Below are 14,305 nucleotides of genomic sequence, written 5' to 3'. Positions count from 1 at the left end.
GGGAAACGAAGCGGACAAATTACAAAAATCCTAGAAGCAGAAGCGATTCGTTTGGTGGATATCGCGGTTCAAAGAAATAAACCGATTGTTTTAGAGGTATTAGATACAACTCTATCAAAGTCTGCCGGCCGTTACCGCAATCGGAAGCAAAACCGAAGGATGAGCATGTTTGCCTATAAAAAGATGCAGGATAGCATTCACAGCCGAGCCGCTAAAATGGGAGTCATTGTGTTTAAAGTGAATCCTGCCTTCACCAGCCAGATCGGGAAAATGAAGTATATGAAACAGATGCATATTTCCATCCATCAAGCAGCTTCCTATGTCATCGGCAGACGCGGCATGAATCTGAAGGAACAGGTGCCAAAGGTGTTGCGAACCTATACAGAACGTAAGGATGGGGAGCATCACTGGAAACAATGGAGTGTTTTGACAAAAGCATTCAAAGCGATTCGTCCGCACGTATTCTATCATGTATCGGGCGAATCTTATCCATTATTCAATAAAGAGATTTGTAACGATGGGCTGACACAAGCAGAACGTGATGTTTTGCAGAAGTATGTACCAAAAATTTGGTTAGAAGAAAGAGAAACCTGACTTCGTTTGGAATGGCATCATCTGTTCTTGCATCACCATCATTTTGCCGCAAAGGCCAGAGGATCTAGCTCCAGAATGGTGGGTGCATTGGTGCAAGAACATCGCAACACGTATAGGGTGAAAAAAGAGAAGCAACTATCACTACTTGTATGAGACAAAGTCGCCTCGGTGATATTTGTCCCTTACAAGAAAGTGTGAGCTCTCCCTATTTGCCTTATGAGAAGCCTGTTGAACGGCTCTGTATTTCGCTTCCTAGGAAGAAGATACGGAATCTCCCACCTCAAGGAGCGTTAGCGAGTAGGTGGGGGTAGTTCAATTTACACAATCCATTTACTCGAGGATATACAATTCGACCTTTATCCTTATTGGATTACTTAATCAGCTAAGAAAAGTGAGCGTAATCCGATTTTGATTCAATAAATTAATTTCCGCATACTGAAATTTATACCTCTCCCCAACAGAAAGAGGGTATCCCAAAAGGTTAGCGCTAGACGCCGCCCTTTCGAATACCCTTTAGTATTTTTAAATCCTATTTTCAAACGTGTGATTTAAGCGGAGAAACATTTAAAAAGGAAATAATAGCTTCAATCCAAATCCAACAAGGATGCTTCCGCCAAGCACTTCCCCATATGTACCCAGCCAAGTTTTCACATGATTCCCAAGCAAAAGGCCTGCCCATGTAAGAAACATGCTGACCGCACCAAAAATAACGACCGTAGCTACTGTACGGGCTCCATAAATTCCAAGACTTAAGCCGACAGAGAAGCTGTCCAAACTTACGCTGAGAGAAAACAAAATAAGCCCGAATCCTGCCGGAGCGATCTTGCTGTCTTCTTCTCCGAACAATGATGAATAAATAATATGGAATCCTAATCCAAGGAGAAGCAGACCACCTGCTATTGTAGAAATGGAGCCAAATTGTTCTGATAAAAAGCGCCCAATTGCCATCCCTAATAAAGGCATAATCACATGAAATATCCCGATTACAATACCTATGTAAAACATTTGCCTCAGCCTCATGGATATCATACCCATACCGAGGCTGATAGAGAACGCGTCCAATCCTAAGGCAAATGCCATGATAATAAGGGTCATTAGCTCCCCAATTACATGTTGAATGTCCATACCTTCCCTCCTTGGACTTGCTACTTAAAGATATGCAGCGCCAAGGAAGGATAGAAGTTATTTTTCAGATATGCTGCGATGACCGGCAGCCTTTGTAAGACGGTTCATGATAGCAATCCCAATCCCTTCTCCCGGGAACGCTTCGCTATAAATTACATCAACCCCAGCATCGTCAAATGAACGCAGCACATCATATAGATGAGCGGCAACAGTCGCTAAGTCGGAGCGCTGCCCACATGGAAGGATAACATCTGCTTCATAAAAATGCTGGTTTTCTTCTGTCGTCAGTACACCAACCCGAAGTCCTTCCTTCTTTCTCTGCTTCACAAGATCTTGCAGGAATTCCCTCGAGCCTTCTACAATCGTAAGCGGAGCCTTTGGTGCATAATGCGTATATTTCATCCCCGGCGATTTTGGCGCCTCCGTTTCATCCTTCAAAGCTGGATCTAATAGAACTTGTCCAACTGCCTCCTCAAGCTGCTCCTTTGTAATGCCGCCCGGACGCAAAATAACCGGAATGTCTCCTGTACAATCAAGCACAGTAGATTCAACACCGATGCCAGTAGGACCGCCATCGACAATGCCGGGAATTCTTCCGTTTAAATCCTCATATACGTGAGAGGCAAGCGTCGGACTCGGACGGCCAGAGCGGTTCGCACTTGGAGCTGCAACCGGAACATTTGCTTGCCGAATAAGCGCCAACGCAAGCGGGTGGGCCGGCATGCGCACTGCTACTGTGGATAAACCAGCCGTTACCTTGTCAGACACACTCTTCTGCTTCGGGAACAGCAACGTGAGCGGACCTGGCCAAAACATCTCCATCAGCGTTTCAGCAACTGGCGGAATATATGCTGCCATGCTATCTAGCTGCTCTTTCGAAGCTATATGAACGATTAACGGATTATCGCTTGGTCTCCCCTTTGCTTCAAATATTTTCGCAACTGCTTCATCGCTTGTTGCATCCGCTCCTAATCCGTATACTGTCTCTGTTGGAAATGCGACTGTCTGTTTTTGTCGTAAAAGCGCAGCTGCCTCCTCCAATTGTGGATAACCATTTTTATTTTCCACAGACTTATCCACAAGCCATACTTTTGTGTTCATAATTACTCACATCCCTTTTCCTCTCATAATCCTTTGTTTCTTCAGTGTACTATGAAGAAACCTAAAAGCACAAACAAGGTTTATCCACATTTTGTGGATAAACCTTGTTAATTTGTGGATATCCTTGTGAATAGCTGACAATTCAAAATAAGTGAATTTCCCCTCTCAACGCTGCCTGCAAAGTGCTCTAATGAAGCAATTCCAGCTGGAACCCGCACCTTATCCACAAGCTTAAATCCAAACAATCCAAACAGCGGCATGGCGTTTTTACTATTTGTCACCAAATACAAATCCTCGATTCCGCGCTTATGCAGCTGCTCTAAAAACGTTTCAAGAAACCCTAGCAGCTGCATTTGCTCCACATTTGGCGAAAAAACGAGCGACCGCAGCAGAGCCGCATTTCCTGCACGTTCATATCCGATCACTGCTTGTATCGCGTTATCTTCCTCTAAAAGCATAAATTGCGAATACATATCTGGAATACGTGTATCACATATTGGTACTTGTCCAAGAAAAGCTAGTAAGTTATCCACATCCTGTTCTGATGCAAATCGCATATTATTCATTTCGCAGCCCCTCTCCCCATCATACAAACTACTATATGAAATGGAGCCACAAAATAGAACTTATTTAGAAAAAAGGGAGGAAAATACTTCGCCGATAAAGAATTTCACCTGCGGCTCTTCCTCTTCCTTCACGACAATTTTCTTTGGCTGCTCTTTCTGATCCACTTCTTCTAGCTCTGTCTTCTCTTTAGCTTCTTTCTTTTTCTTTGGCTCAGAAGCTTGCTCCGCAGCTTTGGACTCCGCTATGTCCTTTGCTTTTACTGCTACTTCTGTTTCCTTTATCTTCTTTGTTTCTGCTTGGATCTCTTTTATATTTCCTTTTTCTTGCTTAGGCTGCTCCTTCTCGGCATTCTTCTTCTCCGTCACAGTCTTTTTCGGCTTTTCTTCAATTTTAGTTTCTTCTGTTTGCTCCTCTTCTGCAGGCTTCTCTGCTGCTGAGGCAGTCTTTACATCTTCCTGCGCAACAGCGGTACCACTTGAGAAATCCAAGAAGCATAACGGCGGAAACAATACGCACCACCAGTTTGCGCCTTCACCTTTTCCAAGCGTCACTAACACTGCCTCATACTCTCCTGCAGGATATAGAAAATTACCATATATCTTCGTCGGAAATTTAATATGCTTCCCAAATTCTACTGTAAAGGATTGATTGCTTTTTTCTTCTCGTAACGTCTGTTCGACCGTTTTCTCTAGCTCTGGTAGGCGGCTTTGAATGATACGGCGCGCATCTTCGATAGACTTTAGATCTACAACCCAAGTATCAATTTGCGCCTTTACACGATCGCGAACCTTTCTTTTTAAAGCCTGGTCCTCTTCGGAATCACTATTTGCCAAAATCCGCAGGCGAATGGCCTCGTCCGGAATCACCTTTTGCTCAGTTGCTTCCACTGTTGTATATCCGAAATGCGCCATCATTTGCGCACCGATTACCATCAATAAAAGAAATGCGATAATTTGCTTTTTCATTCTCCCCACACCGTCCCTTCAGTAAAACAGTGTAGACACAATTCTGCCAATTTAAACTAGTAGATTAAGAAACTAGTATAAAAATTTTAAAGACCGACTTTTATAAAAGGAGCGTATAAATGTCTACGCTCCTTGCTTTGGTTCCACTTTAAGAAAGCATAAGTGCAACTACGCCTCTGTCTTCGCCCAAGAGCAGGGCTCGCCAGTCGGCGAGTTTTCTTTATAGAGCAGCGTGTTAGATCTCTGCAAATACCATTCGATCTTTTCCATTTATATCAAAAACAATCTCAACAGTTGCTGACTTAAAGGTTTGCTGCAGCATATCCCGTACCGCCTCACCTTGCCCAGCACCTATCTCAAACGCTACAATTGCCTGCTCCCGGAGGACAAGCGGCAATTCTGTCATAAAGCGGCGGTAAAAGTCTAAGCCATCCTCTCCTCCCACAAGAGCCCGTACTGGTTCATGATCCTTTACGACAGTGGATAGACCTTGCCAATCTTCATACGGAATATAGGGAGGATTGGAAACAACTACATCCAGTTTCTTTCCTTCTTGGATAAACGGCTGCAATAAATCGCCATGATAGAATGTTACATGAGCACCGAGGTGCTCCGCATTTCTTTTCGCCACCTCAATGGACTCCTCGGCAATATCAACAGTTGCTACCTGCAAGCCTGGATGTTCCAGCGCCAGTGTAATGGAAATCGCACCGCTTCCTGTTCCAATATCAGCAACCTCAAGCGGAGCTGAGCCAAATTTCCTTTGAATACGCTCCAGCACGCCGAGCACAAGCTCTTCCGTCTCTGGTCTTGGGATCAGGACTTCTTCATTCACAAAAAATGAGCGGCCATAAAAGGATTCCACCCCTGTTATATATTGGACAGGGATTCCCTCTCCATGCTTAGCAACTGCGTCCGAGAATGCGTTCTCTTGCTCCCTAGTTAGCTCTTCTCTCATATTCATTAAAAGCCCAGTCCGATTTGTCCCCATTACGTAGCAAAGCAACAGCTCGCCTGCGTTTTCATCGCGCCCTTTCTCCCGCAAAAAAGAAGAAGCCCATTTGAGGGCTTCGTACACGCGCATTACAGTGCGGACTCCATTTTTTGTGCTTGATCTTCCATGATTAACGCATTGATGATATCATCTAGCTTCCCTTGGATAATTTGATCAAGCTTTTGAATGGTCAAGCCAATTCGGTGATCCGTTACACGGTTTTGCGGGAAGTTATATGTGCGAATACGCTCTGAGCGGTCACCTGTTCCAACTGCTTGCTTACGATTTTGATCGTACTCCGCCTGCGCCTCCTGCTGAAACTTATCATACACGCGGGCACGTAATACCTTCATCGCCTTTTCCTTGTTCTTAATCTGAGACTTTTCGTCCTGACACGATACAACAACACCTGTTGGGATATGTGTCAAACGAACAGCTGACATCGTCGTATTTACGCTCTGTCCGCCCGGTCCGCTTGATGCAAATGTATCAACACGAATATCCTTATCGTGGATTTCAATCTCTACCTCTTCCGCCTCCGGCAATACCGCTACCGTTGCCGTAGATGTATGAATGCGTCCGCCAGATTCTGTCTCTGGTACACGTTGTACGCGGTGCGCACCATTTTCGAATTTCATCTTCGAGTATGCACCGGCCCCATTAATCATGAAAATAATCTCCTTAAAGCCGCCAAGTTCTGTAGGGCTTGCCTCAATAACCTCAGACTTCCACCCCTGTACCTCGGCATAACGGCTGTACATACGATATAAAGTACCAGCAAACAGGGCTGCTTCATCACCACCGGCAGCGCCGCGAATCTCAATAATTACGTTTTTGTCATCATTTGGATCCTTTGGAAGGAGCAATATTTTTAGGCGTCCTGCTAGCTCTGCTTCTTGCTTTTCAAGCTCAGAAACCTCTTCCTTCACCATCTCACGCATGTCTGCATCAAGCTTATCCTCAAGCATTGCTTTTGCATCCTTTAGCTGCTCGCGTACACTTTTATATTCGCGGTACACTTCCACCGTCTCTTGAATATCGGATTGTTCTTTTGAATATTCGCGAAGCTTCTTCGGATCATTTACAATTGCCGGATCACTTAACAGCTCATTTAATTTATCATAACGGTCTTCAACCGCCTGTAAACGATCTAACATATCATTCACCTCAATCTTCAATTTCTAAGGAATAGTATATGGGAGAAAAACAAAGAAAATCAAATACGTACAGAATAAAGAAAACTCGCTGATTGGCAAGCCCTACTTATACTTTATTCCTAAAATTTCTCGCTACGTCGAATGAACTTCCAGCTGGGAATTTATACTTTCTTACAGTGAAACAGCAGCAGCCTGCTTTTTGTCTCATTGCTCGAGGGCCTCTAACATTGAGCAGGTCCCCCAAACAGGAATGCTCTCCTATTTTCAAAAAAACCCGCTTTTTGAGCGAGTTTGCTTTCACCTTGGTACACTATGACAATGACGACACCGCGGTTCGTATGACTCCGATGCGCCAACTAAAATAATTGGATCATAAAATGATGCAGGCCTGTCATCAATAAGCCGCTGCGTACGGCTTGCAGGTGCACCGCACACAGAACAGACAGCTTGCAGTTTTGTTACTTGCTCGGCAATGGCCATCAACTCCGGAACCCTTCCAAACGGCAGTCCGCGGAAATCCTGATCCAATCCGGCTACGATTACACGATAGCCGCTATTCGCGAGAGTTTGCACAACCTCGACGATATTTTCATCAAAAAACTGTACCTCATCAATTGCTACTACATCTATCTCTTCCGTTACAGCATCCAGAATTTCAGCTGAAGACGTTACTGCCATAGCCTTCGTCTTTGCGCCATTGTGAGACACAACATCTTCTTCGCTGTAGCGGTTATCAATACTAGGCTTAAACACGATTGCGTATTGTTTAGCAAATTGCGTACGACGCACACGGCGGATCAACTCCTCTGATTTGCCGGAAAACATACTGCCGCAAATTACTTCAATCCAACCGTTTTGATTCATTAAGTACATGTTCGGCATACCTCCTGCTTTCCTTCACCACGTAAGCGCGAAGGAGAAAAGTGCCTGTTCCAATCATCTATGTTACCTTCCAGCTTATCTGCCGGGTTAGTAAAATTCCTATTTATATCAAAAAAAGCAGGCAAGCGAATATACACTTGCCTGCTTTTATCTCTACATGAATTAAAGACCGTATTTCTTGTTGAAGCGATCTACGCGGCCAGCCGCTGCAGCAAACTTCTGACGACCTGTGTAGAATGGGTGAGAGTCAGAACTGATCTCCACTTTAATTAATGGATATGTTTGACCGTCCTCCCACTCGATTGTTTCGTTGGAGTGCTTTGTAGAACCAGTCAAAATTTTGAAACCTGTGTTCACGTCCATGAATACAACCTTTTTATAGTTCGGATGAATTCCTGCTTTCATTCTTGTCATCTCCTTCCGCCCTGAATCTATTTCGAAACAGAGTTTTTCACCATGTGATGCCCTGAGGCAAAATCTTAGATGAAACACACATGATGAAATTATAACAACAGTGTGTTGAAATTGCAACTACCTGTTTTTTCAAGAAAACAAAACAGGCTGCATCCTCTTTTCTTGCACTTTCAAAAAGGCGTAAAGTTTCATCTCGCATTTCATTTCATGCAGCAAGAAACTTTAAGAATAGAGTGCAAATGCAATTATACCTTTATCCTCGCCTAATGTCACCCATCAGCGAGTTTTCTTGCTTTATTTCATTGTGACGGCGCCTTTGTCTTTTTGCTCTTGTGAAATCATTTGAAAGAATTCTTCGTTTGACTTTGTTGTTTTGAGCGTACGCAAGAAACGGTCTGTGAAGTCGGACATATCTGTCATTGCTTTGCGAATTGCCCAAAGCTTGTCTAAATGCTCCTTCGGAATGAGCAGATCTTCCTTACGCGTACCGGAACGGCGAATGTCGATGGCAGGGAAAATGCGGCGTTCTGCTAGGCTGCGATCTAGGTGAAGCTCCAGATTTCCTGTTCCTTTGAATTCCTCATAAATCACATCATCCATACGTGATCCTGTATCAACGAGCGCTGTTGCTAGAATCGTTAGGCTGCCGCCTTCTTCAATATTTCGCGCCGCTCCAAAGAAACGCTTCGGACGATGGAATGCCGCTGGATCGATACCGCCGGATAATGTACGGCCGCTTGGCGGAATGACAAGATTGTACGCACGCGCTAACCGAGTAATACTATCCATTAAAATAATAACGTCTTTTTTGTGCTCAACGAGACGCATTGCTCTCTCTAATACAAGCTCCGCTACTTTAATGTGATTTTCCGGAACTTCATCGAAGGTAGAGCTGACAACATCACCTTGGACAGAGCGCTCAATGTCTGTTACTTCTTCTGGACGCTCATCAATAAGCAGGACAATTAGCTCTGCTTCTGGATGATTGGTGGTAATGCTATGAGCAATTTCCTTTAACAGCTCTGTTTTCCCGGCTTTTGGGGGAGCTACAATCAACCCGCGCTGCCCAAAACCGACAGGCGCAACTAAATCCATAATACGTGTGGACAACTTATTGTGCTGCGTTTCAAGCTTCATTTGACGATTTGGGTATAAAGGCGTGAGCGCAGGAAAATGAACACGCTCCTTGGCAGATTCTGGGTCATCTCCATTTACTGCTTCTACTTGCAACAGTCCGAAATATCGTTCATTTTCCTTAGGAGGACGTACTTTGCCGGATACTTTATCTCCGTTTCGAAGATCGAAACGACGGATTTGTGAGGCAGAAATATAAATGTCTTCCGAGCTTGGAGAATAATTGATTGGTCGTAAGAAGCCAAAACCTTCAGATTGAATAATTTCAAGAACGCCTTCCATAAAGAAAAAGCCTTCTTTTTCTGCTTGCGCCTTCAAAATCGCAAAAACGAGCTCTTTTTTTGTTAATTTGCTGTAGTAAGAAATCTTAAATTCTTTGGCATGCTCATACAGCTCTTTTAATTTCATATTTTCTAATGCTGCAATTGTTAAACTCATTGAAACACCACTCTTTAGTTTTTTCTTTTTTAAGGGTAAAAGGAAAGGAAGGTATCGTGAAAGGCAAGTGAACGCAAGTAGAATAGTATTCACTATTGTAACCCAATTTTCTCGGTTTAATCAACCGTTTACTAAAAAAGAAAAGGAGAAACGAAGGCAGCGATTGCTGCCTTCGTTCACGGTCTTATTTAATAACAAGGTTCGACCTTTTTGCAGACTATAATGACCATCAACAAGATGGATTTCGCACGCATAACAAGGGATTATATTGTACCCACACTTCCTTTAAACCGTGAGTATTGCTATGAATTTTGTATTTGTTCGATTTCCTGCTCAGTCAGCTTTTCACGCCAAATACGAGCACCAAGTCCTCGAAGCTTCTCTTCTAACTCTTCATATCCTCTATCCACGTGTTCAAGACCGGTTAGTTCTGTTATTCCCTGTGCCATCAAACCAGCAATGACAAGAGCTGCACCAGCACGAAGATCACTTGCCTTTACCTTTGCTCCATTGAGCTCGACAGGACCTGCGACAATAGCTGTGCGCCCTTCTACCTTCACACGTGCATTCATCCGTCTCAGTTCGTCAATATGCTTGAAACGGGCACCATAAATCGTATCCGTAACAACACCCGTTCCGTTTGCTCTCGTTAAAAGCGTTGTGAATGGCTGCTGCAAATCGGTAGGAAAACCAGGATACACAAGCGTTTTAATATCCACCATCTTCAAATCGCGGCTGCCTCTCACGATAATTTGGTCATCGTTTGTTTCGACTTGAACTCCCATCTCGCGAAGCTTTGCAATTACTGATTCAAGATGCTGAGGAATCACATTGTCAATTAACAATTCTTCACTGGCAGCTGCTCCTAGAATCATGTATGTACCGGCCTCAATCCGATCTGGAATAATGGAGTGGTAACAGCCCTTAAGTGTATCCACACCGTCAATACGAATAACATCTGTTCCTGCCCCTTTAATCCGAGCACCCATGCTCGTAAGAAGGGTTGCGACATCAATAATTTCTGGCTCCTTGGCCGCATTTTCAATAATCGTACGCCCTTTTGCCCGGACAGCAGCAAGCATGATGTTAATCGTAGCGCCGACGCTGACAACATCCAAATAAATACGGGCCCCGCGCAGCTCGTCCGCACGCAAATAAATAGCGCCTTGTTCATTTGTTACACGCGCACCGAGTGCCTCAAACCCTTTAATGTGCTGATCAATCGGACGTGGACCTAGGTGACAGCCGCCAGGGAGACCGATAACTGCCTTTTTGAAGCGTCCGAGCATCGCGCCCATTAAGTAATAAGATGCACGCAGCTTTTTTACTTTTCCATTTGGAAGCGGCATGGATACCATACGAGATGGATCTACCGTCATATCCTGTCCATCATATGAAACCACACCGCCAATTTCCTCAAGTAAATCACCTAAGAGTTGTACATCAGAAATACCGGGGATGCCGCCGATTGTAACAGGAGTTTCTGCCAAAATGGTCGCCGGAATAAGAGCGACAGCGCTATTTTTCGCACCGCTGATGCGGACGGAGCCTTTAAGCGGCATTCCGCCTTGAATGATCAACTTTTCCATTTTGTTCTCCCTTCCTGGTGGATCCGCTCCACCGGTGGTTTATGTTTTACTGGTTTTTCCAGTCGTTTGCGAATTGCTCCATACCTTTGTCTGTAAGAGGGTGCTTAGAAATTTGGTCAATTACTTTGTAAGGAATTGTTGCAATATGAGCGCCCGCCATAGCTACGCGAGTAACATGGTCTGGATGACGAACAGATGCTGCAATGATTTGCGTATCGAAATTATGAATGCGGAACAATTCAGCTACCTTTGCTACTAATTGTACACCGTCTTCAGAAATATCATCTAAGCGGCCCAAGAATGGAGATACGTAAGTTGCACCTGCACGAGCTGCCAATAATGCTTGGTTCACCGTAAAGATAAGGGTAACATTCGTCTTAACACCTTTATCTGCAAGATAACGACAAGCTTCTAAACCAGCTAAAGTCATAGGTAGTTTGATTGTAACTTTTTCATCTCCACCGTTAATTTTAATAAGCTCGTCAGCTTGTGCGATCATTTCATCAGCAGTAAGCGCATCTGGCGTTACTTCAGCTGATACAGACTCTACACGTGGAACTGCTTGGCAGATTTCAGCAATACGATCTTCGAATTTAACGCCCTCTTTAGCTACTAAGGAAGGGTTTGTCGTTACACCAGCTAATACTCCTAGCTTATATGCCTTTTTAATGTCTTCTAGGTTTGCAGTATCGATAAAAAACTTCATGGATAAAATCCCCCTTTTAATGTATCAAGCATCCGAAATCGAAGTGGCAAACACTCTGATTCGCAGCTTAGTCTTTAACGTATTAAGCATACCATATTTTTTGAATTTTTCAGCATATTGTTGATTTTTGTCTGTTTTTGTAAAATGTTGACGTTTTCATCGTACAAGAAAAGGAAACCGTCTAACGGACTAGACGGTTTCCAAGCTGTAATTTTATTTCAACAACAAATTAAACTGCTTTACCGTTAGAACCGAATTCGCGAATTTTGCCAATAACAGTTTGCTTAATTGCTTCGCGGCCTGGTCCCATAAATTTACGAGGATCGTAAGCTTCAGCATCGCTAGCTAATACTTCACGAACTGCATGCGTAAACGCGATTTGGTTTTCTGTGTTCACATTGATTTTGGATGTTCCTAAAGAAATCGCTTGGTCGATGTCTTTTTTCGGAATTCCTGTACCACCGTGAAGTACTAATGGTACTCCAGTTAAGTTACGAACTTCTTCCATTTCTTTGAAGCCTAGGTTTGGCTCACCTTTGTAAGGTCCATGAACTGAACCTAAAGCTGGTGCCAAGCAGTCAATGCCTGTACGCTTTACAAGCTCCGCACACTCTTGTGGATCAGCATAAATTACGCCTTCTGCGATAACATCGTCTTCTTGTCCGCCTACAGTGCCTAATTCAGCTTCTACAGAAATACCGTTAGCATGAGCATATTCTACTACCTTCTTTGTAGTCTCAACATTCTCTTCAAATGGATGATGAGAAGCATCGATCATAACAGATGTGAAACCTGCTTCAATCGCAGCTTTACATTTTTCAAAGCTAGAACCGTGGTCTAAATGGATTGCAACAGGAACTGTAATGTTCATATCCTCCATTAAACCCTTTACCATCATAACAGTTGTTTTGAAACCGCCCATATGACGAGCTGCACCCTCAGAAACCCCAAGGATAACAGGAGACTTTTCTTCCTCAGCAGCTGCTAGGATTGCTTGTGTCCACTCAAGGTTGTTAAGGTTAAATTGACCAACTGCGTATTTACCCGCTAATGCTTTGTTAAGCATTTCTGTCATTGAAACTAAAGGCATGGTGAATCCTCCTAAACCGTTTTTGGCATCCGATAAGTTTCCATCATTCGTATTGTTACCGACGTAATAGAAAATATGTATTGAACCCTATCGGACTTTTTTCTACCTTCATAGAATAACAACTTGTCTAGGAAAACTCAACTGAATTCCACAAGGCTTCCGCACTTGAAAGCGTTTTTTTTATAATTATTTTTGGAAATTTTTAAATCTAAGCGTTTACACCAATCTCTGCCCGTACTGCTTGGCGTATTTCATCGATATCAAACGGCTTCGCAAAATGCATAAGAGCTCCTAAATCCTTTGCTTCCTGAATCATGTCCAGCTCACCATATGCCGTCATTAAAATTACTTTAATATCCTTATCAATTTCCTTCACACGTTTTAAAATTTCAATTCCGTCCATCCCAGGAATCTTCATATCCAAAACAACTAAATCTGGACGGTCATTTAAAACGATATCGATGGCCTGAAAGCCATTAGCCGCCTGATATGTTTGATAGCCCTCCTTCTGAAATACCTCGTTCAGTAAAATACGAATTCCGTACTGATCGTCCACAATTAAAATCTTTCCACTCATTGTTTCCCCAACCTTTCTTAGTTAAAAGCACGTGGTATTCTACTTTCTCTCCCACAACTACTTCTATACACTTTATTGTTTTCCTTCTTCGTCTCCTAAAAACTGCCAAAAATTGCTATATTAAGAAGGCGTTCTGGTGTGGAAATCTATTTCTCCTCCATTGTACTTGTCCTCTTCCATTTCTGCCAACTCCTATTTCGAATTTTTCAAGAAATAAGATATAATGAACAGGGATTTCAAAAGGAGTGAATCATTGTGTTAAAAATATTCTCAACGCAGCTGAGCGGGTATTTCAAAAGGATCGCTGAACAGGAAGAAATGAATATAGAAGATGGCGCACGGCTGCTCGCGCAAGCATTAATTGGAAATGGTTCTATTTATATGCATGGAATGAAAGAAATGGAAGGTGTAGTTCTAGAGGCCTTATATGGAGAAGAGCCGCTAGAGGGAACCAAACCCTTATTTGAGGGTGGAGAGCTGGCGGCTATCACTTCAGCTGACCGCGTGCTGCTCATCAGCCGTTTTTCTACAGATACCGAAGCGGTAGAACTAGCAAGGCACCTGCAGACAGAGGGACATTTTATTGTAGGTGTATCCGCAATCAAAGAAGGGATGCATTCCCTTGAGCAATTTACGGATGTTCACATTGATACAAAGCTAATTAAAGGACTTATTCCTGATGAAGATGGCGGCCGCTTCGGCTTTCCAAGCCTAATAATTGCACTGCTTGCATATTACGGCTTAAAATTTACAATGGATGAAATTATGGCAGAATACAAATAAGAGGCGAAAATATGCTCGTCTCTTATTTGTACTCGTCGATTGGTGAAGATAAAAGCAAGTTACACTTATACTGTATTCTTAACAATTACGACTACGTTGAGTTCACGTTCTGCTGGAAATTAAATGCGTTGTACATACATCCTGTCAGTCCACATCCTTGATGGAAAGTGTTCATATTTGCTTTCAAAT

The 14,305-nt window shown here is 43.3% G+C and carries 15 protein-coding genes; 2 read left to right on the top strand and 13 right to left on the bottom strand.

The genetic code is table 11. The features are described 5' to 3' along the window. Window positions 1-594 (top strand): IS200/IS605 family accessory protein TnpB-related protein (locus EP737_RS08235; RefSeq protein ID WP_165350724.1); only part of this gene is annotated, 594 nt, incomplete at its 5' end. 564 nt (window positions 595-1,158) lie between these two features. Here the strand turns inward: EP737_RS08235 and EP737_RS08230 are convergent. From EP737_RS08230 to EP737_RS08170, 13 genes are all read right to left on the bottom strand, one after another. Further along, a complete protein-coding gene (locus EP737_RS08230; RefSeq protein ID WP_129727488.1) occupies window positions 1,159-1,719 on the bottom strand; it encodes a manganese efflux pump MntP in 561 nt (186 codons plus the stop codon). Window positions 1,720-1,776: 57 nt separating this feature from the next. After that, entirely contained in the window at window positions 1,777-2,820 is a 1,044-nt protein-coding gene (locus tag EP737_RS08225) for an L-threonylcarbamoyladenylate synthase (RefSeq protein ID WP_129727487.1), read from the bottom strand. 107 nt (window positions 2,821-2,927) lie between these two features. Continuing rightward, window positions 2,928-3,386, bottom strand: a complete 459-nt coding sequence (locus EP737_RS08220; protein WP_129727486.1) for a GNAT family N-acetyltransferase — start codon at window positions 3,384-3,386, stop codon at window positions 2,928-2,930. Between the two features lie 60 nt (window positions 3,387-3,446). Then, window positions 3,447-4,352, bottom strand: a complete 906-nt coding sequence (gene spoIIR / locus EP737_RS08215; protein WP_129727485.1) for a stage II sporulation protein R — start codon at window positions 4,350-4,352, stop codon at window positions 3,447-3,449. Between the two features lie 235 nt (window positions 4,353-4,587). Beyond that, on the bottom strand, window positions 4,588-5,436 hold the full coding sequence (gene prmC / locus EP737_RS08210) for a peptide chain release factor N(5)-glutamine methyltransferase (RefSeq protein ID WP_129727484.1): 849 nt from the start codon (window positions 5,434-5,436) through the stop codon (window positions 4,588-4,590). Continuing rightward, window positions 5,436-6,503 carry a peptide chain release factor 1 gene (prfA, locus tag EP737_RS08205; protein WP_129727483.1) on the bottom strand — a complete coding sequence of 356 codons (1,068 nt, stop codon included), beginning with the start codon at window positions 6,501-6,503 and terminating at the stop codon, window positions 5,436-5,438. Before prfA ends, prmC begins: the two co-directional genes overlap by 1 nt. 297 nt (window positions 6,504-6,800) lie before the next feature. Beyond that, the gene (locus EP737_RS08200) at window positions 6,801-7,376 is read right to left on the bottom strand and encodes a thymidine kinase (RefSeq protein WP_129727493.1); all 576 of its coding nucleotides are present in this window, start codon (window positions 7,374-7,376) and stop codon (window positions 6,801-6,803) included. Between the two features lie 171 nt (window positions 7,377-7,547). Further along, window positions 7,548-7,790 carry a type B 50S ribosomal protein L31 gene (locus tag EP737_RS08195; protein ID WP_129727482.1) on the bottom strand — a complete coding sequence of 81 codons (243 nt, stop codon included), beginning with the start codon at window positions 7,788-7,790 and terminating at the stop codon, window positions 7,548-7,550. A 303-nt stretch (window positions 7,791-8,093) separates the two neighbouring features. Next, window positions 8,094-9,371: a transcription termination factor Rho gene (rho, locus tag EP737_RS08190; protein WP_129727481.1), complete on the bottom strand. Its 1,278-nt coding sequence runs from the start codon at window positions 9,369-9,371 to the stop codon at window positions 8,094-8,096. Between the two features lie 302 nt (window positions 9,372-9,673). Then, window positions 9,674-10,960 carry a UDP-N-acetylglucosamine 1-carboxyvinyltransferase gene (locus EP737_RS08185; RefSeq protein WP_129727480.1) on the bottom strand — a complete coding sequence of 429 codons (1,287 nt, stop codon included), beginning with the start codon at window positions 10,958-10,960 and terminating at the stop codon, window positions 9,674-9,676. A gap of 46 nt (window positions 10,961-11,006) precedes the next feature. Next, the gene (gene fsa, locus EP737_RS08180) at window positions 11,007-11,666 is read right to left on the bottom strand and encodes a fructose-6-phosphate aldolase (protein ID WP_129727479.1); all 660 of its coding nucleotides are present in this window, start codon (window positions 11,664-11,666) and stop codon (window positions 11,007-11,009) included. Window positions 11,667-11,895: 229 nt separating this feature from the next. Further along, window positions 11,896-12,756 (bottom strand): class II fructose-bisphosphate aldolase, encoded by an 861-nt coding sequence (locus EP737_RS08175; RefSeq protein WP_129727478.1) that lies wholly within the window; start codon window positions 12,754-12,756, stop codon window positions 11,896-11,898. 208 nt (window positions 12,757-12,964) lie between these two features. Next, complete coding sequence (locus EP737_RS08170) at window positions 12,965-13,333, bottom strand: response regulator (protein ID WP_129727477.1); 369 nt, start codon at window positions 13,331-13,333, stop codon at window positions 12,965-12,967. Between the two features lie 255 nt (window positions 13,334-13,588). Here EP737_RS08170 and EP737_RS08165 point away from each other — a divergent pair, with 255 nt between their 5' ends. Next, window positions 13,589-14,116, top strand: coding sequence for a DUF2529 domain-containing protein (locus tag EP737_RS08165; protein WP_129727476.1), 528 nt, complete (start codon window positions 13,589-13,591; stop codon window positions 14,114-14,116). The last annotated feature ends 189 nt before the right edge of the window (window positions 14,117-14,305 follow it).

Source organism: Ectobacillus funiculus, assembly GCF_004138295.1.
Classification (GTDB): domain Bacteria; phylum Bacillota; class Bacilli; order Bacillales; family Bacillaceae_G; genus Ectobacillus; species Ectobacillus funiculus.
Note: the sequence above shows the minus strand (reverse complement) of the source record. Positions and strands in the feature narration are given on the sequence as shown.